Source organism: Cupriavidus sp. 05T41 (assembly GCF_056396525.1).
In genome coordinates, this window is record NZ_JBFTLQ010000032.1 from 1 (window position 1) to 25,912 (window position 25,912).

Below are 25,912 nucleotides of genomic sequence, written 5' to 3' on the forward strand. Positions count from 1 at the left end.
GGCGTCCTGGCCGAGCTGTTCCTGCGCGGCATCGCCGGGCAATACCGCGGTGATGGCGAAGACGATGGCCGAGACGGCCAGTAGCGAGATCAGCGCCAGACCGATGCGCCGCGCCAGCAGACGCAAGATGAACAGGTTCATGGTGTCTCTCCTTTCCAGTCCGGATCAGGCGGCAAGCCAGATACGGAACCTCTGGATGTCGCGCCGGCTGGCGCCATGGCGCAGGGCGGCTATGACCCGCGTGGATTCAGCAGGGCCGATGAGGCCGTCGAGCGGCTTCTTGTCTGACATGGCAATAGCTCCTGGGGGGCCGGAGTTCGGGGGATCGCGAAAGTGAAAGCGCACGACCATGCGGCGCGGGGCAAGCTCTTGCTTTGGCAGCACGGGCGCGCAATGTGTCATCCCCTGCCATTGAAGCATGTGGGACCGATGGCTTTGTGGGGTATTGCAGGCCGTAGCAGTAAAACCTGCGGTTTCGCGAGGGCGGTTTGGCATTGCCTGCCATGCGCACTGCGTACGTGCATGTGCACCGCAACAATCCTCGGGATTACCCTAGGCGTGGCACTGCATCGGTGCACCATCCGACGTAGCAAATTTTTCCTATCCGGGCCTTGCCTGTTCATCGCATCATCAGGGCTCTCTGGCTTCGTCCGGCGCTGACACTTACTGCAATGAACTCCGCGCAGCTTCCAGCCATCCGCGTGATGGCACAGTCCGATCTGCCCGTCGCGCTTTCGCTTTCCGAAGATGTACGCTGGCCGCACCGCCCCAGCGACTGGAAGCGGCTGTTCCAGATGGGCGAGGGCCGCGTCGCCGAAGTCGGCGGCGCGGTTGTCGGTGTCGGCATGCGCTGGCTATGGGACGAGCGCGGCGCATCGGTCGGACTGCTTATCGTCGCCCCGGCTTTCCGCGAGCGGGGCATTGGCAGCTTGTTGCTGGAGGCGCTGTGTGCCGGCCTGGAAGGCCGCACTGTGCTGCTTCACGCCCCCGGGAAGCTGCATCGCTTCTACGCGCGCATGGGGTTCGAGCGCATCGGTGAGGTGCATCAATACGAGGGTAAAGCGTTGCCCGCACCGTTGATGGCGCTGCCTGAAGGCTGCCGCCTGCGGCCTGGCGGGCGCAATGACCTGCAACTTCTGGTCGGGATGGAGCAGGGGGCCCGCGGTGTTGCACGGCCGTCCCTGATCCAGGCCTGGCTGAGCCAGTCGATCGGCACGGTGGTGATCGATCACGCCGACGGGCCCCGCGGCTTCGCGATCCTGCGGCGCTTTGGCCGCGGCGCGATGGTCGGCCCCGTGGTCGCACCCTGCGCGATGTCGGCCAAGGCCATGATCGCGCACCTGGCCGGCCTGGTGACCGGGCGCGTGCTGCGCCTGGACGTCCACGCCGATGGCGAACTCGAGGACTGGCTCGGCTGCATTGGCCTGGCGCACGTCGCCGACGCGACGGTGCTGGCCCGCGGCACCCCGGCTTCGCCAACAGCACCATTTCTTCCCTTTGCGCTGGCCGACAAGGCCCTCGGATAAAACAATGCATCAAGACACGACATTTCTGTACAAGGCGGATCCCGTGCGCGGCCGGGACTGGGCCAAGGTGTTTGCGCGCGAGGCGCCTGGCATCGATTTCCGCATCTGGCCCGAAATCGGGGATCCCGACAAGGTCCGCTACCTGGCAGCCTGGGAGGCGCCAGACCGCATCGCAGAGCGGTTCCCGAACCTGCAGGTACTCTTTTCGACCGGAGCCGGCATCGACCAGTTCGACCTGGACGCGCTGCCTGCGCACGTACCGCTGGTGCGGATGATCGAGCCCGGCATCGTCGATGGGATGGTGGAGTACGTGGTGTTCTCGGTCCTTGCGCTGCATCGCGACATGCCGGCGTACCGGCGGCAGCAGGCGCAGGAAGCCTGGAAGCCCCTGCAGGTGCGCGCGGCACACGAGTGCCGCGTAGGCGTGCTTGGCCTGGGCTCGCTGGGCCAGGCCGTGCTGGAGCGGCTGCGGCTGTTCGGGTTCGACTGTGCCGGCTGGGCAAGGTCGCCGCACAGCCTGGAAGGGGTTCAGTGCTATGCCGGCCCGCAGACCCTGGACGCGTTCCTGGCCCGCACCGATATCCTGGTTTGCCTGCTGCCACTGACGGATGAAACAAGTGGAGTATTGAGCGCCCGCGTGTTTGACGCCCTGCCACATGGGGCAGGGCTGGTGCATGTCGGGCGCGGGCAGCATCTGAACGATGCCGACCTGCAGGGCGCGCTGGATGCGGGGCAGATCGGCGAGGCCATTCTCGACGTCACGCACCCCGAGCCGCTGCCTGCCGGCCACCCGTTGTGGCGCCACCCCAGGGTATGGCTCACGCCCCATATTGCCAGCATGACGCAGCCGGGCACCGCTGCGCGGGTCGTACTCGACAATCTGCGCCGCCTGCAGCGCGGTGAGCCCCTGATCGGGCTGGTGGACCGTGCGAAAGGATACTGAAAGGCGATGCGAAACCTTACTTTCCGGGCGTGCCCCGATTGCCCCCGCTGAACCATGCGGGGACAATGTGATCCAGTCATTCCAGTCTTGAAAGCCCATGTCCGCCCCCATCAAACTCGACCGACTCGACCTCCGCATCCTTGCCCAGCTGCAAAAGAACGGCCGCATGACAAACGTGGACCTCGCCGATGCCGTGGGTCTTTCTGCAAGCCCGTGCCTGATTCGCGTCAAGCGGCTGGAGCAGGCCGGCTATATCGGCGGATACAGCGCCCAGATCCGGATGGACAAGCTGGGCGATATTCTCACGGTGTTCACCGAGATCACGCTGGAGGACCACCATCGCGAGGACTTTGCGCGCTTCGAGAAGGCAGTGTGCGCGGTGGACGAGATCGTCGAATGCCACCTTGTCAGCGGCGGCTATGACTACCTGCTCAAGTTCATCACCCGTGGAGTCAACCACTACCAGGAACTGATGGAAAGCCTGCTGGAGCGCAATATCGGGATCGAGAAGTACTTCAGCTTCATCGTGATCAAGTCGCCTTTCATCAAGACGCACTATCCGATCGAACGCCTGTTTCCATCGGCAACTTGAGCCCTGGGCATTGGCGGGCTGCGGCCCATATCGGCGGGGAGCGGGGCACTTGCCGTCTGGAACTGCCGTGGCGTCATGCCGCAGGCGCTCTTCAGGCAGCGCGTCAGGTGGCTCTGGTCATAGAAGCCGCACTCGTGCGCCGTCAGCGCTGGAGAGTGGCCGTGCCTGAGCAACCACTGTGCGTGCCGGACGCGCTTCAGGCTGATGTAGCGGTGCGGCGTCATTCCGACCGTCAGCCGGAACACGGTCACGAATCTTCCGACGCTGAGCTGGACCAGGTCGGCAAGCAGCGGCAGTGGCAGCGGTTCGCCCAGATGCTGGTGAATATAGGCCAGTGCGGCGCCCAGGCGGGGATGATCAGGGGCATCCGCAGTGGGGCCTGGGGCGTGCGGTAGAGAGGATGCAACGGTCTTACTCATGCAGTCGAGCATAAGTGCAACGTTGCCGTGCATCACGCTGATCTTGCCGATCTAGTCCATATCGAATTGCAAACTGAGCTGTCCGGAACGCAGAAACTGCGGTACGGGTGTAGCCGGGGCGATCCGGTGATCCTCAATCCGTCGTGCGTGACGGAGCCTTTTAATCTCGCTGCAGTGCTGCGGGAGGATCTTGAATCACTCGCTTGAGCTTCTCGTGGAACGGTACTATGTTGGAGCCATGCTGGAGGGAGAGCGTGCCCAGGGCTGTCGCTTTCCTAAACTGATCTGGCAAGAACTCAAGCAGCGAGGGTATATGGGCAGTCGCGCCTCCGTGCTGAGTTGCGTGGTCCGCCTTCTCTTTCCGCAAGGCAAGGCACCGCTTGTCCAGATACCCGTGCGCACGATGCCGCGATTACTACACTCCGAAAACGTGTCAATTCCAATCAGCAACGCGAGAAACTGCGGCGCGAAGCGCACGAGTTGCGCCGTCGGGTCCCCGCGTCTGCGGCCGCTGATGGCAAGGTTATAGCTGCCATCGCTGCGGCGGGTGATCGACACGCGCGCGGTATGCAGGGCGTCGGGGAGGTGCTCGGCCACCCCGGACACGCGCACGATGGACTGGCGAACGGTTGCTTGGGGAAAGCGAATGCCCAATTGGCGGCAGAACGAGGACTCCCTAGCGCCGCCCGCGAACACCGCGATGCGGGCCTTGATGGTTCCAGCTTCGGTGACGACGTCCTGCCTGCTTCCCAAGGCAATCTCTGCAACAACGTCTTGCGTCGAAGGGTTGGTGACGGCCGCGCGGACTTGCCAGACGGGTCGAACCCACTCGCCGTCGATGAAGATTCTGTCCACGTTAAAGCGTCACTCCACTTTGAACTGACCGATCGCTGATGCCAGAGCATTTGCCTGTTCCTGTAGCGCGGTTGACGCGGCAGCAGACTGCTCCACGAGGGCCGCGTTCTGCTGGACCATCCCGTCCAACTGCATGACAGCGTGATTGACCTCCTGGATGCCTTGCGTCTGCTCGGTGGCCACACGGGCAATTTCAGAAATGCTGGCCTGGACATCTGCTGCATTCGCGACAATCTCTGTCATCGTCGCGCCGGCTTGGCGTACCTGATTTGAACCTGCGGTGACGCTTTCGACGTTGGAGTCGACGAGGTGCTTGATCTCGCGCGCAGCGTGTGCGCTTCGTTGCGCAAGGCTACGGACTTCCTGCGCGACAACGGCGAAACCGCGACCTTGCTCGCCTGCTCGCGCCGCCTCGACCGCAGCATTGAGCGCCAGGAGATTGGTCTGGAAGGCAATGCCGTCAATCACGCCGATGATTGCACCGATACGGTCGGATGCCTCTTCGATTCTTGCCATGGTGCCAACCACATCCGCCACCACCTCGCCGCCCCGTGACGCAATCCTTGTGGCTGCGGTGGATCGTCTATCGGCATCGCGCGCCGCGGCGGCTGATTGGTCCACCATGCCCGAGATCTCGTCCATCGACGCAGCCGTTTGCTGAAGGTTCGCCGCCGCAGACTCAGTGCGCGACGAAAGGTCGAGGCTTGCCGCGGCGATCTCGCTCGCAGCAGCACGAACAAGTTCGCCGCTATCGCGGATGCGCAGCATTACGCTCTGAAGTTTATCGACGAACTGATTGAAAGATCGCGCGATTTTGGCAACTTCATCCCGGCCGTCGGCCGGCAAACGCTGGGTCAGGTCGCCATTGCCAGAGCCGATCGTCGCCATTGCTTGGCATACGTCGCGAAGGCGTCGGAACGCTGTCGTGGTAATGGCTCCCACGATGACGGAGGCAATGCAGACGACGATAACCAGACACGACAGCGAGGCAATCATCAGCGAACGAAGTCCAGCAGTCGCCTCGGACTTGTCTAGCGCAACCACAACCTGCCAATCCGTGCCCGGAACCGGTTGAGCGCGCACGAGCTTTTTCGCTCCATTGACCGCGAGTTCGAACGTGCCTTTGGTCGTTCCTGAAGCACTTGCTGTGATGCGAGCGAAATCCGCGGCAATTTCAGTAGCAGGTTTGAACCTTAGCTTTGGATCCGGATGCGCGATGATGCGGCCGGTGCCATCGATCAGCATGCCGAAACTTGCGGGTGTTGGGCGAATCGATTTGATGCCGTCGACCACGCTGTTTAACGCAATATCGCCAACGACCACAGCCTTCATCACACCGTCGCGCGTCACCGGTACGCCCAAGGCGACGAGCAACGCACCGCTAGTACTGACGTATGGCGTCGCGACCGGTTTGCCGGCTTGCTCGGCGGCGCTGTACCAAGGGCGAGTGGTAGGGTCATAGCTGGACGGGATGTTAGGCCAGTCCGTGAACTTCGCTGTCTTGTTCGGATAGCCGACGCCCACATCCCAGAACCCTCCCGCGGCAGCGATCTGGTAAAGGAAAGGCATCGATTCAGGTGTCAGGACCGCATCCTGAAGCGATGCGATCATGTGGGTTTTGCCGGCGACCCACTCGCCAATGGCCACGGCACGGTTATCCGTGATCGAGGCTAGGTTGCGATCGATGGCCTCGTTGAGGCTGGCCCTCGCGATGAAGTAGTTTGCGAGCGTGCAGCAAACAATCGACAGAGCGACAAGAACGATGCTGGTACAGACAACGCGTGTGCGGATGGACGAGCGCATCATATAGCGAAAAGGTCGGGCGAATATGCCGACAAGATGGTACGTCCGCATGCTGCGCAAATATCACCGACAAATGGCGCGAAACCGCAGATCCCCCGCGTTTTTTTCTCTGCTATAGACGAACTTGCTTCACGGCACGACGGTGCTCAAGCATCGCTTCGATGGGGCGGCAGAAACGGCCATCGGGCGAAACGCTGCAGTCGTTAACAAAGTTCTAAGGAGGGCAGGTACGCGATACGCCAACAAGCGATCGAGTCGCGCGGCATCAAGCGGTTCCGTCTCAATAACGAAGGCCCGGACCGAAATCATGCGGCGCTGGACAAAGGGGAACGGGCGCTGCGAGCGATTCGGTTGGCAGAAGGTGCCCGCATTGCGGAGCGTATCGCCGCATTCAGGCCGAATCGAGCGAGAGGGTAGGATGACCAGGCGATTCGCCTGCGCAATTCCCGCACCAGCGCACTCCGTCCGGAAGCCCAGTCATGTCTGAAACGCGGACCCCATATGGCAAGGTAGATGCCGAGGCGCTGCAAGCGCTTCCGGACAGGTTCGACACGACCGCCATCTTGCGCGTGGTGGATCATCGACGCCATCCGCCCGCGTAGCTGTGATCCGGCCGGCTCGCGCGACGACCTGCTACGCTTGCACGGCATGGCGCACTCGGTCATCAACGGCGCGGCGTTGTCGTGTTCGACCAGCGGCCTGACCAGCTTGACGACTGGATTCTGCAGCTCAAGCACGCCGTGCAAGCCCTACGTCCGTTGGAGGCTCCTCGCCCTGGTGACGATGGCTGACCCAGGCTGGCCGCCCGCCCGTATCGGTCGCTGCTGCTTGCGGCCACGACCCGTGAGCCGCAGTATCGTGGTGAGCGACCGTACAGGTCAGGCTTCCTTTGTGATGTCATCACCGACGTGCGAGAAATTTCTCCATCGCGACGAAGCGACTCGACATGTAAATGGCCGCTGAATTCCTACCATGCCATGCAATTGGGTGCCCCACCGCCCAGGGGTATCGCCACAACGCACCCGTATGCACGATCAAGTTCTGGAGTTCCGCCGGGAACCTTCTCCTGGGGAGAGCCCCCATAGGGGTGTTCGGGGCTGTTTTCTCTCACTACTGCGAGCAGCGCAGGCATGCTTTGGATGTAGAAGTCTTGGCGGGGCAATTACAAGGTGCGTTTATCGCGGCGCCGCATGCTTGCCCCCGAAAAGCATTGTGGCATCTCGATCGGGGTCTTCTACCAATTCGGCGTCAATGCCTTCCTTGCACGCAAAGCGCAACGAGTCAAAATCAATAGCACCGTCGGTAGCCGTCCCCCCTGGGTGTACGCTCGGCGAGCCGCCATTCGTGACAGGTATCACGCACAAGTGGTCGTCATATTTCTGCGCGGTAAAGTAGGTGCCACTACCAGTCCGGCGGCCTTCGGGCTTAGCGCACAGATGCGTCCTTTCCACAGACCGCAACTTGGCGCTCCCAATGACTCTAATCACCAGCCGGAAGCCGAGATGTGACACGCCCCCGCCACTACTCGATGGCGCCGGCCTGGCGATCGAGCCAGTTGACGATATTCGAGACCGAGTCCTGATAGAACGTGTGATAGAGACCCTCTGTCACATAGCCGACATGAGGCGTAGCCAGGACGTTTGGCAAGACTCAGAACGGATGATCGTGCGGGAGTGGCTCATGATCGTAGACATCGATCGCCGCGCCGGCAATCGCCCTGCGACTGAGAGCATCGACCAGATCTTTCTCCACAACGATCGGCCCGCGCGAAGTGTTGACCAGCCGCGCGGTCGGCTTCATCAGCGCGAGCTCTTGTGCGCCAATCATGCCACGCGTGCGCTGGCTGAGAATCAGATGGATCGACACGATATCGGAGGACGAAAACAATGCCTCCTTGGACACGCACTGCGCGCCATGTGCCGCCGCCTTTTCGGACGTCAGGTTCTCGCTCCATGCCAGCAGCCGCATGCCGAACGCACGACCGATCCGGGCCACCTCGGAGCCGATGTTGCCAAGGCCGACGAGACCAAGGGTCTTGCCCGCCAGGTCGCTGCCAATCCCGACCTGCCAGCCGCCATCGCGCAACGACGCGTTCTCTCCCGCAATGTTCCGCATGCTCGCCAGAATCATCGCCCAGGTGAATTCAATCGTGGGCGTGGACGTATAGCCCGTATGGACGACCTCGATCCCGAGTTCCTGCGCTGCATTGGCATCTATCGCGGCGTTCCTCGCCCCGGTGGATGCAATCAGCCTGAGCTTCGGAAGCCGCTCCATCAAGGCGCGTCGGAAGGGCGTGCGTTCCCGCATGACGCATACCACATCAAAATCACGCAGTCGCTCGACGATGATGTCCTCGTCGTCGACGTGGTCGTCAAAGACAACGATCTCCGTCCTCTCCTTCACTGCAGACCAGTCGGCCACCGTGAGGGCCGCGCTCTGGTAATCATCCAGGATGGCAATTTTCTTCTTGGCGGAGGTCGTCGTCATGCCATCTCCAATCAGTCTGGTTCATTTGACTCAAAATGCTCCGGAAAGCACATAACCTGCATTCTGGATCTTGGCCTTCAGGCTAGGCGTCTTCAGCATCTGGGACGCCGTGAAAGTCACTGCCGAGAGCACGGGGCTGTCGAGCCAGTCTTCTACGGCAAGGTCTGCCCATCCAGTCTCATCTAGAGAATCCACCGGATACGATTCTACGATCATGCCAACGACCTCGCGGCGCCGTCGACCACTGCTTGCGATAGATGGGCCGTGCGACCATTTCCGTTGCGGAAGACGATTGCGATGTTGCTCATGTGTTCTCCCCAGTCACGCTACTCAGGAATTCGTCAATGGTCTGCGTCGCGTGTCCGAACGTTGGATAGGACAGCTCAATCGCCGCCCGATGCGCTTGCTCGGTGAAGTCGGCCACGCCATCGCTGAGAAAGGTGACATGGAAGCCGGCTTCAAGCGCATGGCGGCCGGTACCCTCCACGCACGTGTGCGACGTCAGGCCGGCCAGCACCACGTACTCGATGCCATTGGCACGTAGTTGCTCCTCGAGATTCGTGCCAGCGAAGGAGTCGAACATCCGGTGCTGACTGATGATCACTTCGTGCGGTAACGGTTTGAGCGGTGCGTAGAAGTCGGCTCCCGAGGTGCCTTTCCAGAACACCTTGTTGTCGATCCCAAACTGGAATCGTGGATGCACATGTGGCACGTCGTCAAAGCTATGTTCGTCCACGCCGTGTGGTGAAAAGAACACCTTGAGACCCATCTTGCGGCTGCCAGCCAACAGGCGCTGGAGTTTCGCGACGAGGTCGGTCTTCACCAACATGGGCTCGATCATTGGGTGAAGCTTGCCATCGACGGAGAGAAAGTCGTTCAGCACGTCGACCAGGATCAGGGCCGTCGCGTTCTTTGGATAGTTGTGCATGCTCATTACTGCTCCTTCAGAAGGCTTCCGCAAGTGGCTGGCCAGATGGCCTTGGGGCGTCAGCCGTTGATCAAAGTTTGAGGCTTCGGCCTGTGCGTTACTATCCGGCGCAGGTGAACAACAAATATTCGTCCCGCAAATGAGTGACAGGTTTCTGGAACTGAAGGTGTTCATCCGGGCTGCGGAGTCGGGCAGTTTTTCCGTTACTGCGCGTGAGCTTGGGTTGTCCCAGCCATCCGTTTCGCGGATCGTCTCCGAGCTGGAAGAGCGGCTGGGCGTGAGACTCCTTTTGCGCAGCACGCGCAAGATCGTTCCGACCAATTCAGGCACAGTCTTCCTGCAGAAGGCGCGCCAGATCCTGATCGAACTGGAGGAGGCCGAGGCCTCCGCGCGGGACGAAGACAGCCTGCAAGGCGTTCTGCGCATTGCAATGCCATCCATTCTCGCCACTCGCGTAGTTTTGCCAAACCTGGCCCGCTTCGTGCATCCGCATCCGCTGCTGAAGGTGGAACTGTTGACCGCTGACAGCTTGCAAGACTTGGTGGCTGAAGGCGTGGATGTGGCAATACGCTTTGGGCGGCTCAAAGACTCCGACTTTGGCGTCAAGAAGCTGACCACGCTGGACCGGTTGCTGGTAGCCGCGCCAGCCTATCTGGCCGAACACGGTGCGCCGGAGTCTCCCGAAGCTCTGAAGTCCCACGATTTGATCGTTGGCCCCACGAACTCGCTTCGCTGGCCATGGACCTTCACACAAGGTGCCAGCACCGAGACCATCGACGTCGAACCGCGCTACCTGCTTACTTCCACAGAAGCGGCAATCGTGTGCGCTCGTGAAGGATTGGGCATCACGAGGGCCGCAGCGCTGATGTGCCAAGCCGAACTCGCTGCAGGCCAGCTTGTGCCTGTGCTGGCCGACTATACGCTGGCACGAGTGGATGTGAATGCGGTCTATCCGGCCGGAAGGTTTCCCTCGCCAAAAGCGCTATCCTTCGCTGCATTCGCAGCCGAGATTCTGGCCACCAAGCATCAATGACGCGCGATTGCACGGTGTGACGCGTAGCATCAGGCGCGCGACATTCCGGTGCTCAAACTTGCGCCGAGGATACAAGCGATTCAGCCCCGGATTTCCTCGAAGGACCAAAAATTTGTCACTCGCCCAGTGGTAAATTGCCTGTGTCCCGCGCCTTGAAGTACGGGAGATAACGCGGAGTAATTACTTTGGCGCATACTGCATTTCGCCATTCCCGAACGACCAGTTTTCCGGCTCGACCTCGACAAGACTGATCCAGACGTCCTCGATCCGGACGGGCGTCTCCCGGTTGATTCCCTCGGCGACAGCCTTGTAGAATTTCTTCTTTACTTCGGTGGTACGGCCGACATTCCAGGTCACCTGGATGAATACGATATTGGGTGTGTAGCGAATACCCAGGTAGCCATCCAGGGGGTAAACAAGTTCACCATCCGCATGCCGATGGACAATCTGAAACTTGTCGTTCCGTGGCACATTGGCAACGTCGATCATGGCCTGGTAGATGACCTCGCTGATTGTTGGCAAGCGACCTAGGTTCTCATATTCTCGCCAACGCAACTTGCCTGCCATTGTCCCTCGGAAGTCAACGGATCGAGCAGCAGGCCCAGGCCGCCCGCACGCGGATTGATTGCCCGGCCAGCGAAAGCGCCGGGTGTTGCCGCACATTATGTCTTTGGCTGCATGGAACCGGAGGACAGAATGGTCTTGCCCTTGGATGACGGGACGGCGGCCAGCAGCGCCTTTGCAACCGCAGCCGCCTCGATTGGCCGGTAGTTGGCTGGAATCAGGAAGCCAAGCGCGTTGCCGAGTGCGAATCCTATTTCCTCGCCGCGCCGGGTCGGTTGACCGAGAGACTCCCGGTCCCCGACCAGCAGGGACGGACGCGCGATGACCAGCCGTTCGACTGGCATCTGTGTCAACGCTTCCTCCATATCGCCCTTCACGCGGCTATAGAAGACCCTGGAGCCGGCGTCAGCGCCCATCGCACTGACCACGCCGATCCTTCTTGCGCCGGCAGAGAGCGCCGCGCCGGCCACGGCCAGGTTGGCGTCGTAGTCGACCGCGCGGAATGCTTCCTGACTGCCCGCGACCTTGATTGTCGTTCCAAGCGCCAGATACAACTCGTCCGCATGAGGCAACGGCGGCAATGCGGAAAAATCGACGATCCGGTTCGTCAGCTTGGGATGTCGGATCGCCGGCATTCTGCGTACCAGGCTGTGCACCTCCGTCACCGTGTCATCGGCCAGCAGGCCACTCAGAATTTCCCTGCCGACCAAGCCAGTAGCGCCTGCGATGATGACGATTCGGTTTGCCATGGGTAGATACTCCGCGAGGGAACTTGTCGACGGGCCGTTGCCTGCGCGCAGAGACGAAAGGGCTGCCAGGCCAACCGGGTTTCACAAGCGGAGTCTACCTAACAATTCTCTGCATCAGCGGTGCATACGATCAGCAGCGCGAACCCTTGCCGGTCCGCGCTTCTTCGAAATTGGCGTCGCTCTCATCGGGCGGATGCCATGCACAATCGAGCTAGGCAGTACTGCTCCTTGCGACTTCGGGCACCAAGTCATGAAGGCGAGAAAGAACGAGTCGTGCTGCGCGGGACAATGGATGATGGCGCGTGACGCCCATGGCAATGGTCCGCGGCAAGCGCGGTTCGACAATCTCGACTGCGCATAGACGTCCGGCGGCAACTTCGCTATCGACCGCGAGCATCGGAAGTATCGTCAACGCGCCACCCGAAAGCGCAACTTCCTTCATCGTATTCAGCGATTCGACTTCCAGTTGCACATCCAGCGAGATGCCGAGCTGACGTGCGTGCTGGTCGAGAATCGATCGCAGGCCGTTGGGGGCCGGTGGCAGGACAAGCGGGAGTCCAGCGAGCTTGCGGATGGGCACCTTCGGCACGCCGGCGAGCGGATGCCCGGGTGCGCAGATCAGGTAAGTGGCGACCTCCGCAAGCACGTCTTCGCCCTGGCGGGGCCCGGGACCATAGCGGTTGATGACCGCCAGGTCCAGATGGCCCGACTCCAGTTCCTCGTCGAGTTGTCCACTGAAGCCTTCGGCCACGCGCAGCCGGACACCTGGCGCCGTGGCGCGCAGGTCCTCGAACAGCGCCGGTATCAAGCGTGGCGCCATTGACGGCAGCACGCCGATTCTCACCTGCCCGAACGGAACGCCCGCCGCGTCCTTGACCTCGTCGCGCAGCCGTGCCGACTGGGCCAGCAGCAACTGGACATGCGGGAAGATTCGCTGGCCGAATTCCGACAGCACCACGCCCCGGCCGGTTCGTTCGAACAGCCGGTCGCCCCATTCCGCCTCGATCTGGGCAATCGCACGGCTCACCAGTGATTGGGCAATCCCCAGCGAGCGTGCCGCACGTGACAGCGATCCCACTTCGGCCACCAGCGCCACGGTTTCGAGCTGTTTCAGGTTCACACTGGCACTCCATCCAAAAAATGGATATCAGATATCGATGATTATACTCTTTTGAGTTGGCTTAGGACTCCATACACTAAGGACATCCCTCCCTGCAGAGAGGGCTTACGCAACATCTGGAGACAACATGCCGTGCTATTCCGCTGTGCTTCGCGCATTCCGGCGACCGTTATGTGCCTTGCTGTTCGCTGCCATCCCGGCCGCCTTCAGTGCCGCCGCTGCCGCCTCGACCGGATATCCCGCCAAACCGATCCGCCTGGTCGTGCCGTTTCCGGCCGGCGGGCCCACTGACGCGATGGCGCGACTGATCGGCCAGCACCTGTCGCAGCAGCTTGGACAGCCTGTGCTGGTCGATAACCGCGGCGGCGCCGGCGGCACCATCGCCACCGAGGCCGCTGCGCAGGCGGCTTCCGACGGCTATACGCTCTTCTTCTCCACCACCGGCACTATGGCGATCAACCCGTGGCTCTACCGCTCGCTGAAGGTGGACCCCCTCAAGGCGTTCGATGCCGTGGGCTCGGTGGCCTCCACGGTCAACGTACTGGTGGTGTCGAACAACCTGCCGGTCGGCAACATCAAGGAGCTGATCTCGCTGGCAAGGCAGAAGCCGGGCACGCTGACGTTCGGCTCTGCCGGCAATGGCAGCTCCAACCATCTGTCCGGCGAACTGTTCAAGTCGATGGCCGGAATTGATATCGTCCATGTGCCATACAAGGGCTCGGCCGCGGCGTTCACTGATCTGCTTGGCGGACGCATCTCGATGATGTTCGACACGGTGTCGAGCCAGGGGCAGTACATCAACGCGGGCAAGGTCAAAGCGCTAGGCGTGACCGGCGCGACCCGTTCGGAAGCGCTACCCAAGGTGCCGACGATTGCCGAGGCCGGCCTGCCGGGCTTCGACGTGACCATCTGGTTCGGCCTGTCGGCACCGAAAGGAACCACACCAGACGTGATCCGCCGCGTGAACAGCGAACTGCAGGCCGTGCTCGCGCAGGCAGACGTGCAGAAGCAGCTTGCCGCGCTGGGTGCCCGGCCGCTGCCGGGTACGCCCGCGGACTTCTCCAGGCTGATCCAGCATGACGCGGGCAAGTGGGCGCCGGTGGTCAAGGCATCGGGAGCGAGCCTTGACTGAGACCACTGCAACCTTCGACGCCCTGTTCTCGCCGGCCTCGGTGGCCGTGATCGGCGCCTCGGACAACCCCAACAAGGTAGGCGGACGGCCGATCCACTACATGCGCACCTTCGGCTACACGGGCGAGGTGTTTCCGGTCAACCCGGGGCGCGCGGTCATCCAGGGCTATCGCGCGTACCCTGATCTCGGTGCGATCGGCAAGGCGCCGGACGCCGTGGTGATTGCCGTGTCCGGCGATGCCACGCTTGAACAGGTGCGTCAGTGCGGCGCCGCTGGCGTCAAGGCTGCCGTCATCATGGCGTCCGGTTTCGCCGAGACGGGAGAGGCGGGACGCCAGCGGCAGCAGGAACTGGTGGCGGTGGCCAGAGACAGCGGCATGCGGCTGGTGGGGCCGAACGCGCAAGGTACGGCCAACTTCGCCAGCGGAGCGGTGCTCAATTTCTCGACCATGTTCATGGAGGTGGCGCCCCAGGACGGCCCGATCGCGATCATCAGCCAGAGCGGCGCGGCGAGCGTCATGCCCTATGCGTTGCTGCGCCAGGCCGGCTACGGCGTGCGCTACCTGGTAGCGACGGGCAACGACGCCGATCTCGACGCCTGCGCGATGACCGCGGCCGTGGCGGCGGACCCGGAGGTGCGGCTGATCCTGGTCTACCTCGAATCGGTGTCCGACCCTGCTCAGCTTGCCCGCGCGGCGGAGGTGGCCCGAGTGCGTGGCGCGAGCATCGTGGCGATCAAGGCCGGCAACAGCCAGCGCGGTGCCATGGCGGCAGCCTCGCATACCGGTGCGCTGGTCGGCAACGACGCCGCGATCGATGCCTTCCTGGCCCGTCACGGCATCTGGCGTGCGCGCGATATCGGCGAACTGGTCCGCGCGGTGCCGCTGTATTTGCAGCAGCGCGCCCCGGGGCAGGGCCGCACGGTCGTGATGAGTCATAGCGGCGCCGTGGGCGTGATGGCGGCCGACCTGGCCGAACGGCACGATCTGCCGCTGACCGAACTCCAGGCGGCAACGCTGCGCGAACTGGGCGCGATCCTGCCCGAGTTCGGCACGGCCAGCAATCCGCTCGACATGACCGCGGCGCTGCTGGGCAAGGGCGACATGTTCCCGCGCGTGCTCCAGGCGCTGGGCGCCGATCCGCAGGCCGACATGGTGATGGTCGGCATTCCGGTGGCAGGTCCCGGCTACGACGTCGAGGCACTGGCGCGCGACGCCGCCGCCTTCAGCGCGAACCAAGCCAAACCGTTGGTGGCCAGCGCGCCGCAACAGTCGGTCCGCGAGGTCTTTGTGCGACACGGCGTGCCGGCTTTCGTCACTGAAGCCGATGCCATAGCAGCGCTGGCGCAATACGCCGCGCATCATCGGCTGGCCGAGGCGGCACCGGCGACGGCGCCGCTCTGCCCCGACGCACTGCAGCTCGACGGCAGCGGCTTGCAGGATGAAGCCCATAGCCTGGCCTTGCTCGCCGAAGCCGGCGTACCGACCGTGCCGCACTGGCTATGCGACAGCGTGGATGCGGCGGTGACGGCGTTTAACGCGCTCGGCGGGGTGCCTGTGGTGGTCAAGGGCTGCGCGGCGGAGGTCCCGCACAAGAGCGAGCATGGCCTCGTGCACCTTCGAGTCACCGATGCCGCGAGCGTGGCCCGCGCGACGCAGGCCTGCCTCGACACGCTGCAGCGGTTGGGCGTGGCATTGCCACGGGTGGTCGTGGCGGCGATGGTCAAGGGCCAGCATGAGTTCGCGCTGGGCGTCTCGGTCGATCCCGTGTTCGGGCCGCTGGTCATGATCGGGGAGGGAGGCACGCTGCTCGAGCTCCGCAAGGACGTCGTGACACTGCTGGCGCCGTTCACGGCGCAAGACGTCAAGGCGGCCTGCGCGCGGCTGCGCCTGGCACCGCTGTTCGACGGCTATCGCGATATCCCGGCGCTCGACCTGGAGGCGCTGGCGTCGTCGGCGGTCGCGCTCGGCGACTGGGCATTGCGTCACCGGACTGCGCTGGCATCGGTCGACATCAATCCGCTGATGGTGATGGCAGCCGGTGAAGGCGTCATGGCGGTCGATGCCGTGGTGGAACTCAAGGGGAGTTGAAGCATGGAAGCTGTACGTGTCGAACAGGATGACGAGATCGCCATCGTCACGCTACATCGCCCGGCCCGCATGAACGCGGTCAACGACGCCCTGCGCGGCGAGCTGATCGAAGCGCTGGGCCGGCTCAACGCCGATCCGTCCGTGCGCGCCGTCATGCTGACCGGTGCCGGCGAGCGGGCGTTTTGCGCCGGGCAGGACCTCGATGAGGCCGCCACCGTGACCTGGCAGCAGCTCGTGCCTTGGCTGAACCGGCAGCGGGCGATGTACCAGGCTGTCCGCGACCTGGACAAGCCCTGCGTGGCAGCCGTGCGGGGCGTGGCTGCCGGCGCGGGTTTCCAGTTGGCGCTGTGCGCTGACTGGCGCCTGACCACGGCGGATAGCCGCTGGGGACAGCCGGAGGTCAAGGCAGGCCTGGCGAGCATCGTCGGATCCTATCTGATGACGCTGCACGTGGGGCACACGCATAACGTGCAGATGTCGCTGTCGGGCGAACTGGTCAGTGGCCAGCGCGCCTTCGACATTGGCCTGGTGACGGCGCTGTGCGGCGAGACCGAGCTGATGACGCAGGCGCTCGTACAGGCCAGGTCGCTCGCGGCGCTGCCGCCGACCGCCGTGCGCCTGTCCAAACAGCGCTTTCGCGCCATGACGCAGCCGGGTTTCGATGAGGCCTGTGTCGCCGGCATCCGGGCGCAGCTCGAGTGCTATGCCGACGGCGAACCGCAGCGTGTGATGGCAGCGTTCCTCGATCAACGCAAAACAAGGGAGTCGCAGTGAAGCAGTTGACCCAACACTATATCGACGGCGCACGTCGCACGATGCGAGGCGGTGAATCGATCCGCGTCTACGATTCAGCGACCGAAGCCCCGTTGGCCGAGGTCCGTCTCGGCACCGCAGACGATGTGGCCGAAGCAGTGGCGGCGGCCGCGCGGGCACAGCCAAACTGGCAGGCGCTGGGCGCAGCCGGGCGGGCGCCGTATCTGCATGCGCTGGCCGACGCGCTGGAAGGCTGCGCGGCGGAACTCGCCAATGACATCTCGCGCGAAGTCGGCATGCCGCAGAAGCTGTCACGCCGCATCCAGGTGGATGCACCGATCGCGGCGTGGCGCGCCACGGCGGCGCTGGCCGACACATTCGACTTCGTCCGTACGCTCGGCAATTCCCGCGTGACGCTGGCACCGGTTGGCGTGGTGGCCGCCATTACGCCGTGGAACTACCCGTTGCACCAGATCACTGCCAAGCTGGCGCCCGCTTTGCTGGCCGGCTGCACGGCGGTCCTGAAGCCGTCAGAGTTGGCTCCCGCCGTCACGGAACGGCTGATGGCCGCGTGCGAGCAGGCGAAGCTGCCGCCGGGCGTCCTCAATCTCGTGCTGGGTGGCGCGGCGGTCGGTGAGGCGCTGGTCTCGCATCCCGACATCCACATGGTGTCGTTCACCGGCTCCACGGCGGTCGGCCGCAAGGTCGCCGCGCAGGCGGCCGGCGACATGAAGCGCGTGTCGATGGAGCTGGGCGGGAAGTCGGCGGCCGTCGTGCTGCCGGGCGCGGATCTCGCCAGGGCAGTCAAGGCGACGATCAGTTCCTGCTTCCTCAACTCGGGGCAGACCTGCAGCGCCACCACCCGGATGATCGTTGCACGCGAGGACTATCCGCGCTGCCGGCAACTGCTGGCCGAGGCTGCCGCAGCGATGAAGCTCGGCGACCCCGCCGATGGCGAGACCCGGATCGGCCCCTTGCTGTCGGCGCTACAGCGTCAGCGCGTGCATGCGCATATCGCAGAAGCGGAAGAGGCCGGCTTCGACCGGATCTCCGGCGGTGCCGACGCACCCGTGCCAGCGACCGGCTATTTCGTCGCGCCGACCATCTACGGCAACGTCGCGCCAGACAGCCGGCTGGCGCAGGAGGAAGTCTTCGGGCCGGTGCTGGCGGTGCTGTGCTACGACAGCGTCGACGAGGCGATCGCTCTGGCCAACGGCACGCGCTACGGGCTGGCCGCCACGGTCTGGGCTGCCGATGACAGCGCCGGCGAAGCGCTCGCCAACGCGCTGCGGGCGGGCCAGGTGGACGTCAATGGCGCCCGCTTCAACCCCGCGGCACCATTTGGCGGCTTCGGCCTTTCCGGCGTCGGGCGCGAAGGCGGTGCCTATGGGCTGGAAGAGTTCCTGGAGCCGCGATCCGTTCAGCTCCCCTAAGTCACGACATCGACATCGACATCGAAAGGAATCGCACTATGTACAGTCAGGTTACCGTTGCTCGCGCCGGAAAAAGCGAGCGGATCGCCGTGGTCACCATGAACCGGCCGGACAAGCTCAACGCGCTGACCAAGGTCATGGAGGCCGAACTGCGCGACGCCATGGAGGCCGCTGATCGCGACGACAACGTCCGCGTGGTGGTGCTGACCGGCGCCGGCAAGGGCTTCTGCGCCGGCATGGACATCAACGAACTCGAAGTGCTGCCGCCTGGCGACATCCGCGCCGCCCAGTGGATGCGCCCGTTCGACATGAACCGGCGCGCCGACTATCAGACGCGCTATGGCTACTTTCCGGCCATGCGCAAGCCCGTGATCGCGGCGATCAATGGTGCGGCAGCGGGACTGGGGCTGGTGTTCGCGCTGTACAGCGACATGCGCTTCGCCAGCGCCAACGCCGCGTTCAGCACTGCGTTCGCGCGTCGGGGCTTGATTGCCGAGCACGGTATCTCCTGGCTACTGCCACGCGTGGTCGGCCCCGGTCGCGCCGCCGACCTGCTGTACTCGGCGCGAAAGGTGCTGGCTGACGAGGCGCTGCGGATCGGCCTGGTCGACCGTGTGGTCGATGTGGACACGCTCATGGCTACGACGCTCGACTATGCCGACGACTTGGCAGAGAACGTTTCGCCCCGATCTATCCGCGTGATGAAGCGGCAATTGTGGGAGCAACCGTTCCAGTCATTGGCCGAAGCAACTCGGGTTGCCAATGCCGAGATGTTCGAAAGCATCCAGAGCGAGGACTTTACGGAGGGGGTTGCGCATTTCATCGAGCGCAGACCTGCCCGATTTACCGGCCGTTGACCGGTAGTCGTTCCCGCGCCCGACGACACTCGGATGCTCGGTCGATCGAACACCAAGCCTTGCAGACAATGGGGCAGCGGGCGGTTAAGGCGATTCGCGAAGTCCAGACGGCGGGAGACGTGGCTGCGGCCTTTGGTGTCAATCTGCGCAACGTCTATCGCTGGCTGGCCGACTTTGCCAACGGCGGGAAGAAGGCGCCACTGGCCACGGCGATACCCGGCCGCCCACCGAAGATCAGCGCGAGGGCTGCTTACGCCAGCCTGCCGCCAATCCTTTCGCTGATGGATGCCGCGACCCGCCGCACCATTGGAATCAGGGCTCGCAGTTGTGCTTCGTCGGTGTAGTCGGCCGTGCCCGTGACGCTGATGGCCGCCACGGTCTGGCCGCTGGCGTCGCGGATCGGCACCGCCACGCAGCGAATGCTGGGGGCGTCTTCCTCCAGGTCGAAGGCATAGCCGCCCACTGCGTAGCCGCGCATGCCGGCCAGCCACTTGTCGAGTGGGACGTGGACGTTGTTCCGCTGGGCATCGTAGGCGTAGCGCGCACGCCACTTCTCCTCGCTCTCGTCCAGGATCAGGGCCTTGCCCACGCCGGTCGAGCAGACCGGCTTGCGGCCGCCGATGCGGGAATTCACGCTGATCGCGCGCTGTCCGCCGATCTTGTCGAGGTAGATGATCTCGTCGCCGTCGAGCTGGGCGAGGTGGACGGTGTCCTTGGTCTGCTCGGCAAGCTGCTCCATGCCGGCGCGCGCGCTGCGTGTGATGTCCGAGTCGCGGTACGCAGCGAAGCCGAGCTCCAGCAGGCGAGGCCCCAGCCGGTAGCCGCGCCGGGGTTCGAAATTCAGGTAGCGAACCTGCACCAGCGCCGACGCCAGCCGGTGCGTCGTGCTGAACGGCAGCCCGGTGCGATCGGCGATTTCTTGCACGGTCAGGGCGCCGGCCGCGACGGCATCGACGACGTCCAGGCCGCGGAAAAGCGTCTGGCTGGCAAGGGTGCGAGTGGGGGAAGTCGTGTCGGTCATGCCATAAGTGTAACGCCGCCGGACCAGTGGTCGCGGCGGCGTCGGGGGGAACGGCTCAGGAAATTGCGTGGGCAGCTAAAGCCGGGCTCAGTCGTCCAGCAACTGGCCGCTGCGGTCCTTCGTGAAAGCTACGGCGACCAGTGAGACCGCGCCGCACAGGATCACGAACAGGCTCACCGGGATGTAGCTGCCGCCGTAGTACGCCAGCAGGGCCGTGGCGATCAGCGGCATCGGGCCGCCCACGATAGCCGCGCCGACCTGGTAGCCGAGCGAGACGCCGGTGTAGCGCACGTCAGGCGGGAAGCTCTCGGCGAAGAACGTCCCCAGTACCGAACCGTAGATCGGCCAGATCAGCGCGAAGCCGACGATCACCGCCAGCGCGCACAGCCACACCGAGCCCTGGTTCATCAGCCAGAAGAACGGCAGCACGTAGGCCATGGCGGCGACAGTGCCCAGCACGAACATCGTCTTGCGGCCGATGCGGTCCGACAGGCCGCCGTACACCAGCATCATCGGCGAGCCGATGACGGCGGCGGCCAGCACCATGTTCAGGGCATCGACGCGGGCATAGTGCAGGCCCACCAGGTACGACACCGTGAACGTGGCGAACAGGAAGAAGGTCGACGTCTCGACGAACTTGGCGCCGATCACCACCAGCACCGCGCGCCAGTGGTTCGTCACGGTCTCGACCAGTGGCACCTTCCTTTCGGTCTTGCTCGCCATCACGCGCTTGAATGACGGGGTTTCGTCCACGGTGTTGCGGATCCACATGCCGACCAGCACCAGTACGATCGACAGCACGAACGGAATGCGCCAGCCATAGGCATAGAACGCTTCCTCCGAGAAGGCGACGCTCAGGCCCGAGGTGATCAGATTGCCCAGCGCCAGGCCGACCAGTGCGCCGATCTGCGGCACCGCGCCGTAGAAGCCGCGACGCTTGGGCGGCGAATATTCCACCGCCAGCAGCAGGCCGCCGCCCCACTCGCCGCCCAGTGCCAGCCCTTGCAGCAGGCGCAGCAGCGTCAGGATGATGGGCGACCACACGCCGATGCTCTCGTAGGTCGGGGCCAGGCCGATGGCGACGGTGGACACGCCCATGATGCCAAGGGTCATGGCCAGCGTCTTCTTGCGGCCGATGCGGTCGCCGATATGGCTGAAGACGATGCCGCCGATCGGGCGGATCAGGAAGGCGAGCGCGAACGAGGCCAGGGCCAGCAACTGGCTGGTGACAGCGTCGGTCGCGGGAAAGAACAGCTTGCCGAACACCGTGGCCGACATGGTGCCGTACAGGAAATAGTCGTACCACTCGATGGTGCTGCCCACCGCGCTGCCCACCAGCGCGCGGCGGCGGTCGGTCGACGTGATCAGGGACTCCCTGGGTGCAGCCATGCCGCCCACATTGGAGCCGGTTACAGTCTGTCTCATTGTTCGTGTCTCTTTTGTATTGATGCGTTGCGCCCCGTCGGTTGTGCCACCGGGGCGCGGCGGATGCGGCAGGTTATGCCTTGTTCAGCAAGTCCAGTGCGACGTCGACGATCATGTCTTCCTGGCCGCCGACCATGCGGCGCTTGCCCAGTTCGACGAGGATGTCGACCGTCTTGATGCCGTACTTCTTCGCGGCGACTTCCGAGTGGCGCAGGAAGCTGGAGTACACGCCGGCGTAGCCCAGCGCCAGGGTCTCGCGGTCGACTCGTACCGGGCGGTCCTGCAGCGGACGGACCAGTTCGTCGGCGGCGTCCATCAGCGCGTAGAGGTCGGTGCCGTGGTCCCAGCCCATGCGGTCGGCGGCGGCGATGAACACCTCCAGCGGTGCGTTGCCGGCGCCGGCGCCCATGCCGGCCAGGCTGGCGTCGATGCGGTCGCAGCCTTCCTCGACGGCGACGATGGAGTTCGCCACGCCCAGCGACAGGTTGTGGTGCGCGTGCATGCCGGTCGTGGTCGACGGGTCGAGCACGGCCTTCAGGGCGCGGAAGCGGGCGCGCACGTCGTCCATGCCCAGCGCGCCGCCGGAGTCGACCACGTAGATCGTGGTGGCGCCGTAGCTTTCCATCTTCTTGGCCTCGACCGCCAGGTTCTCCGGCGTGGTCATGTGGCTCATCATCAGGAAGCCGACCGTGTCCATGCCAAGTTCACGGGCGCGCTCGATGTGCTGGCGCGAGACGTCGGCCTCGGTGCAGTGCGTGGCCACGCGCACGATGCGCGCGCCGGCCTTGTAGGCGTTGTCCAGGTCGTGGATGGTGCCGATGCCGGGCAGCAGCAGCGTGGCGATCCGCGCGTGCGAGATCTCGCCGGCCACCGCCTCGATCCACTCCAGGTCGGTGTGGGCGCCGAAACCGTAGTTGAAGCTGGAGCCCTGCAGGCCGTCGCCGTGCGCGACCTCGATGGAGTCGACGCGGGCCTTGTCGAGCGCGCGGGCGATGTCCCTGACGTTCTGGATCGAGTACTGGTGGCGGATGGCGTGGCTGCCGTCGCGCAGCGTCACGTCGGAAATGTAGAGCTTCTTGCCGGGGTTGAAAGGCATGGCGGGTGTCTCCTCAAGCGGTCAGAACGGACTGCGCCATGCGCTCGGCGGTGGCCAGCGCGGCGGAGGTCATGATGTCGAGATTGCCGGCGTAGGCAGGCAGGTAGTGGGCGGCGCCCTCGACCTCCAGGAAAACCGAGGTCTTCAGGCCGCTGAACTTGCCGAGGCCGGGGATGTTGAGCGGGGCGCTGGCCGGGATCTCGTCGAACTGGACCTTCTGCTTGAGGCGGTAGCCGGGCACGTACTGCTGCACGGCGGCGGCCATTTCCTCGATGGAGGCTTCCACTTCCACACGGTTGGCGGCGGCGCTCAGCACGTAGACGGTGTCGCGCATGATGAGCGGCGGCTCGGCGGGGTTCAGCACGATAATGGCCTTGCCTTTGGCGGCGCCGCCGATCACCTCGATGGCCCTGGAGGTGGTTTCCGTGAATTCGTCGATGTTGGCGCGCGTGCCGGGACCGGCCGACTTGCTGGAAATCGACGCAACGATCTCGGCGTAGTGCACCTTCGCCACGCGCGACACGGCTGCCACCATCGGGATCGTGGCCTGGCCGCCGCAGGTGACCATGTTGACGTTCAGCGCGTCGAGACAATGCTCCAGGTTCACCACGGGCACGCAGTACGGGCCGATGGCCGCGGGCGTCAGGTCGATCATGCGGATGCCCGGCTTGACTTCGCGCAGGCGGGCGTCGTTCTTCACGTGGGCGCCGGCGCTGGTGGCGTCGAACACGACGTCGATGTCGGCGAATCCCGGCAGCCCGATCAGACCTTCCACGCCCTCATGCGTGGTCGCCACGCCCATGCGGGCGGCGCGCGCCAGGCCGTCGGATGCCGGGTCGATCCCGACCATGGCGCCCATTTCCAGGTGCTTGCCGTGGCGCAGGATCTTGATCATCAGGTCCGTGCCGATGTTGCCCGATCCGATGATCGCGGCCTTGAGTTTCTTCGTTACCAATTGAGCCTCCTTTGGTGCACCGCTGCTGCCTGCCCTTCTTGCGGGTGCCGGGGGTGAGTCAGCCGTGTGCGGATTCGCGCTGTGCGTTGGCGGGTCTGTACTGCGGGCGAAGATTAACCCGCGGCTTCGTAATTATCAACTTATGAGAAGCTTTCTTATATGTTGAGAAATTAAAGGTGCGAATAGTGCCCGCGAAGCAGAGGGTCAGCTGAAATAGTGGTACGTAGGACACTCAAACGGAGCGCGGGGCGGGGGCTTTGCGACGGCGGCGGGTAGCGTCGGAGGAGGAAATCATTTCCGCAGGCTTTGCCGCCGGCGGCGCGGTTTGCATCGTTCCCGAATCGGACGCTCTCCAGTCGACAGGCTCGACACCTTCAATGCACGGCCGAGCATCTACAAGCCCGAGTCGATGGCGGTGGGAACTCCCAAAGCAATATCGTGGCCGCCCTCATCACAAGGAATACGTAGAGCGGCTCATGCGCCGGAGACGGTGGCACCACCCTTGGGTCTTCAAGAGCCTGCTTCGTTCAGGCGGGGCGGTGAACCCGCCGACCCCCGCTGCCGCCGGCACCGATTGCTGAAATCCACGCTTGGACTCCTTCGGTCGCCCCGTCACGCCCGTCTGGCTGCGGCCAGCGGCTGGACCGCTTCCGAAGTGCCTTAGGTCACTGCCGAGGGCGGGCTGCCTGTAGTTCCCGATATAGGGACGCACGGCTGATGCCAAGCAACGCTGCAGCCTTGTTACGGTCCTGGCCGCAATGTCGAAGCGCGGTCTGGATCATGGCGTGCTTCTGCCGTTCGAGGTGCGTGTGAAGGTCGAAGGTCGCCACTTCTGTCGCCGATTGAGGGGGGGCCGCGCCCTGAGCGGCGGGGATATCGACTTTCCCGTCAAGGTTGTAGCGAATCAATACCCCTTCTAACTCACGCACATTGCCTGGCCACCGATGCTGCAGCAGTGCTTCCATTACGTCGTCTAGCAAGGGCCTGGGATCCAGGCCGTGCCGCGCAAGGAGCCGTGCATAGATCTGGGTGACCAGTCCCCGCAGATCGCTGCGGTCCCGCAGCGGCGGCAACAAAACACGGAACATGGAGAGCCTGTAGTAGAGATCCGCTCGGAAACGGCCGGTCTCGACAGCTTGCGCAAGGTCGCGGTGGGTGGCGCAGATGATGCGAACGTCGATGTCCAGCGGAGATGTCCCGCCCACGCGTACTATCTGCTGGTGTTGAATGGCACGCAGTAGGCTGGTCTGCAGCGCCATAGGCATGTCGCCGATCTCGTCGAGGAACAGCGTGCCGCCGGAAGCCAGTTCAAACTTGCCCGGCTTTCCGCGACTCGACGCACCAGTGAACGCACCCCCCTCGTAGCCGAACAGTTCCGCGTCGATCAATTGCTCAGGGATCGAGGCGCAGTTGACCCAGACAAAAGGCCGCTGGGCACGATCCGAGCCGCTGTGGATGGCATGCGCGGCAAGCTCCTTGCCGGTGCCGGTCTCTCCTTGCAAGAGGGTCGGAAACGCATGCGAGGATGCCACGCGGATCTGTTGCCGCAATGCGTCCATCTCCGGGCCGGTGCCAAGGATATCGTCAGCCGTATGCTGGGTGGTCCAGCCGCTGCGGGCATTCTGCAGAGCGATGCCTGGCGTAAATGCCAGGGCGTAAGTGCGCTTGAGCAGTTCGTAGTTGGAAAAGAGCGCGAGGCCAACGGCACCGACGATACGCCCCTCATGCAGGACCGGAACCTGCCGGGTGATCAGCTTGCAGCCCCGAACCTGCAGCGGCGCGCCGCCCACCACTTCCTCGCCGCGCGCCACCTTGTGCAGGCGCGTGTGCGGAGAGACCACCTCAGTGATATGCCGTCCAAGAAAATCCGCCTCAGTGCCGCCCAGCAACTTGCAGTAAGGCTCATTGATCAGAACGATCTGTCCTTCGGTATCCACCGCAACGAGGCAGTCAGAGACATGATCGAGCACGAGCTTCAGGAATGACGCCTGGCTGTCACTGTTGCCGGAAAGTTCGGGGAAGGGCATGGCACACTATCTCAATGATGAGACGCCTCGTCTCGCTCTTTAGATTAGGCAGCCATCGGCGGGCAGTCAACAGGAGGCATGCCGACCGCCCGCGCCTTGTCGCCG

At 63.9% G+C, this 25,912-nt stretch carries 24 protein-coding genes and 3 pseudogenes; 10 read left to right on the plus strand and 17 right to left on the minus strand.

The annotated features are described in order from the left end of the window. Both AC1DKV_RS19685 and AC1DKV_RS19690 read right to left on the minus strand, forming a co-directional pair. A pseudogene (locus AC1DKV_RS19685) lies at window positions 1–141 on the minus strand (ABC transporter permease); the annotation flags it as partial. 24 nt (window positions 142–165) lie between these two features. Continuing rightward, a complete protein-coding gene (locus AC1DKV_RS19690; RefSeq protein ID WP_269148712.1) occupies window positions 166–291 on the minus strand; it encodes a hypothetical protein in 126 nt (41 codons plus the stop codon). Window positions 292–671: 380 nt separating this feature from the next. On the opposite strand from AC1DKV_RS19690, the gene AC1DKV_RS19695 reads away from it, so the two are divergent. The 3 genes from AC1DKV_RS19695 to AC1DKV_RS19705 all read left to right on the plus strand — a co-directional run bounded on the left by AC1DKV_RS19695 (window position 672) and on the right by AC1DKV_RS19705 (window position 3,061). Next, complete coding sequence (locus AC1DKV_RS19695; RefSeq protein WP_441620964.1) at window positions 672–1,526, plus strand: GNAT family N-acetyltransferase; 855 nt, start codon at window positions 672–674, stop codon at window positions 1,524–1,526. Between the two features lie 4 nt (window positions 1,527–1,530). Continuing rightward, window positions 1,531–2,469: a 2-hydroxyacid dehydrogenase gene (locus tag AC1DKV_RS19700; protein ID WP_441620966.1), complete on the plus strand. Its 939-nt coding sequence runs from the start codon at window positions 1,531–1,533 to the stop codon at window positions 2,467–2,469. Window positions 2,470–2,566: 97 nt separating this feature from the next. Next, a complete protein-coding gene (locus AC1DKV_RS19705; RefSeq protein ID WP_013956719.1) occupies window positions 2,567–3,061 on the plus strand; it encodes an Lrp/AsnC family transcriptional regulator in 495 nt (164 codons plus the stop codon). Here AC1DKV_RS19705 and AC1DKV_RS19710 read toward each other — a convergent pair. The 7 genes and pseudogenes from AC1DKV_RS19710 to AC1DKV_RS19740 form a co-directional block, all read right to left on the minus strand. After that, a complete protein-coding gene (locus AC1DKV_RS19710; RefSeq protein ID WP_441621079.1) occupies window positions 3,025–3,513 on the minus strand; it encodes a helix-turn-helix domain-containing protein in 489 nt (162 codons plus the stop codon). The genes AC1DKV_RS19705 and AC1DKV_RS19710 overlap by 37 nt on opposite strands. Before the next feature lie 414 nt (window positions 3,514–3,927). Next, window positions 3,928–4,335, minus strand: a pseudogene (locus AC1DKV_RS19715) (hypothetical protein); the annotation flags it as partial. Window positions 4,336–4,344: 9 nt separating this feature from the next. Beyond that, complete coding sequence (locus tag AC1DKV_RS19720; protein WP_441621081.1) at window positions 4,345–6,138, minus strand: methyl-accepting chemotaxis protein; 1,794 nt, start codon at window positions 6,136–6,138, stop codon at window positions 4,345–4,347. A gap of 1,521 nt (window positions 6,139–7,659) precedes the next feature. Beyond that, window positions 7,660–7,785, minus strand: a complete 126-nt coding sequence (locus AC1DKV_RS19725) for a hypothetical protein (RefSeq protein WP_441620968.1) — start codon at window positions 7,783–7,785, stop codon at window positions 7,660–7,662. Window positions 7,786–7,788: 3 nt separating this feature from the next. Next, entirely contained in the window at window positions 7,789–8,625 is an 837-nt protein-coding gene (locus AC1DKV_RS19730; protein WP_441620970.1) for a D-2-hydroxyacid dehydrogenase family protein, read from the minus strand. 30 nt (window positions 8,626–8,655) lie between these two features. After that, window positions 8,656–8,841 (minus strand): hypothetical protein, encoded by a 186-nt coding sequence (locus AC1DKV_RS19735; RefSeq protein ID WP_441620972.1) that lies wholly within the window; start codon window positions 8,839–8,841, stop codon window positions 8,656–8,658. A gap of 88 nt (window positions 8,842–8,929) precedes the next feature. Continuing rightward, complete coding sequence (locus tag AC1DKV_RS19740; RefSeq protein WP_441620974.1) at window positions 8,930–9,559, minus strand: cysteine hydrolase family protein; 630 nt, start codon at window positions 9,557–9,559, stop codon at window positions 8,930–8,932. A gap of 133 nt (window positions 9,560–9,692) precedes the next feature. Here AC1DKV_RS19740 and AC1DKV_RS19745 point away from each other — a divergent pair, with 133 nt between their 5' ends. Continuing rightward, window positions 9,693–10,586 (plus strand): LysR family transcriptional regulator, encoded by an 894-nt coding sequence (locus tag AC1DKV_RS19745; protein ID WP_441620976.1) that lies wholly within the window; start codon window positions 9,693–9,695, stop codon window positions 10,584–10,586. A 180-nt stretch (window positions 10,587–10,766) separates the two neighbouring features. Here AC1DKV_RS19745 and AC1DKV_RS19750 read toward each other — a convergent pair whose 3' ends face one another. From AC1DKV_RS19750 to AC1DKV_RS19760, 3 genes are all read right to left on the minus strand, one after another. Further along, the gene (locus tag AC1DKV_RS19750; RefSeq protein WP_441620978.1) at window positions 10,767–11,153 is read right to left on the minus strand and encodes a tautomerase family protein; all 387 of its coding nucleotides are present in this window, start codon (window positions 11,151–11,153) and stop codon (window positions 10,767–10,769) included. Between the two features lie 95 nt (window positions 11,154–11,248). After that, a complete protein-coding gene (locus tag AC1DKV_RS19755) occupies window positions 11,249–11,899 on the minus strand; it encodes a Rossmann-fold NAD(P)-binding domain-containing protein (protein ID WP_441620980.1) in 651 nt (216 codons plus the stop codon). Window positions 11,900–12,110: 211 nt separating this feature from the next. After that, window positions 12,111–13,019, minus strand: a complete 909-nt coding sequence (locus AC1DKV_RS19760; protein ID WP_441620981.1) for a LysR family transcriptional regulator — start codon at window positions 13,017–13,019, stop codon at window positions 12,111–12,113. Window positions 13,020–13,146: 127 nt separating this feature from the next. Here AC1DKV_RS19760 and AC1DKV_RS19765 point away from each other — a divergent pair, with 127 nt between their 5' ends. From AC1DKV_RS19765 to AC1DKV_RS19790, 6 genes and pseudogenes are all read left to right on the plus strand, one after another. Beyond that, a complete protein-coding gene (locus AC1DKV_RS19765; RefSeq protein WP_441620983.1) occupies window positions 13,147–14,151 on the plus strand; it encodes a Bug family tripartite tricarboxylate transporter substrate binding protein in 1,005 nt (334 codons plus the stop codon). Next, window positions 14,144–16,240, plus strand: a complete 2,097-nt coding sequence (locus AC1DKV_RS19770) for an acetate--CoA ligase family protein (RefSeq protein ID WP_441620985.1) — start codon at window positions 14,144–14,146, stop codon at window positions 16,238–16,240. The genes AC1DKV_RS19765 and AC1DKV_RS19770 overlap by 8 nt, the downstream gene beginning before the upstream one ends. A gap of 3 nt (window positions 16,241–16,243) precedes the next feature. Further along, window positions 16,244–17,014, plus strand: a complete 771-nt coding sequence (locus AC1DKV_RS19775; RefSeq protein WP_441620987.1) for an enoyl-CoA hydratase/isomerase family protein — start codon at window positions 16,244–16,246, stop codon at window positions 17,012–17,014. Next, a complete protein-coding gene (locus AC1DKV_RS19780; protein ID WP_441620988.1) occupies window positions 17,011–18,426 on the plus strand; it encodes an aldehyde dehydrogenase family protein in 1,416 nt (471 codons plus the stop codon). The genes AC1DKV_RS19775 and AC1DKV_RS19780 overlap by 4 nt, the downstream gene beginning before the upstream one ends. A 38-nt stretch (window positions 18,427–18,464) precedes the next feature. Continuing rightward, the gene (locus AC1DKV_RS19785) at window positions 18,465–19,283 is read left to right on the plus strand and encodes an enoyl-CoA hydratase (RefSeq protein ID WP_441620990.1); all 819 of its coding nucleotides are present in this window, start codon (window positions 18,465–18,467) and stop codon (window positions 19,281–19,283) included. A gap of 68 nt (window positions 19,284–19,351) precedes the next feature. Continuing rightward, window positions 19,352–19,522, plus strand: a pseudogene (locus tag AC1DKV_RS19790) (helix-turn-helix domain-containing protein); the annotation flags it as partial. A gap of 11 nt (window positions 19,523–19,533) precedes the next feature. On the opposite strand, the gene AC1DKV_RS19795 reads toward AC1DKV_RS19790, so the two are convergent. The 5 genes from AC1DKV_RS19795 to AC1DKV_RS19815 all read right to left on the minus strand — a co-directional run bounded on the left by AC1DKV_RS19795 (window position 19,534) and on the right by AC1DKV_RS19815 (window position 25,807). Further along, window positions 19,534–20,304, minus strand: a complete 771-nt coding sequence (locus AC1DKV_RS19795) for an IclR family transcriptional regulator (protein ID WP_441620992.1) — start codon at window positions 20,302–20,304, stop codon at window positions 19,534–19,536. Between the two features lie 87 nt (window positions 20,305–20,391). Beyond that, a complete protein-coding gene (locus AC1DKV_RS19800; protein ID WP_441620993.1) occupies window positions 20,392–21,729 on the minus strand; it encodes an MFS transporter in 1,338 nt (445 codons plus the stop codon). A 73-nt stretch (window positions 21,730–21,802) separates the two neighbouring features. Then, the gene (gene dmpG, locus AC1DKV_RS19805; protein WP_441620994.1) at window positions 21,803–22,825 is read right to left on the minus strand and encodes a 4-hydroxy-2-oxovalerate aldolase; all 1,023 of its coding nucleotides are present in this window, start codon (window positions 22,823–22,825) and stop codon (window positions 21,803–21,805) included. Window positions 22,826–22,838: 13 nt separating this feature from the next. Beyond that, a complete protein-coding gene (locus AC1DKV_RS19810) occupies window positions 22,839–23,780 on the minus strand; it encodes an acetaldehyde dehydrogenase (acetylating) (RefSeq protein WP_441620996.1) in 942 nt (313 codons plus the stop codon). Window positions 23,781–24,445: 665 nt separating this feature from the next. Next, window positions 24,446–25,807, minus strand: a complete 1,362-nt coding sequence (locus AC1DKV_RS19815; protein ID WP_441620998.1) for a sigma-54 interaction domain-containing protein — start codon at window positions 25,805–25,807, stop codon at window positions 24,446–24,448. Window positions 25,808–25,912 lie beyond the last annotated feature (105 nt).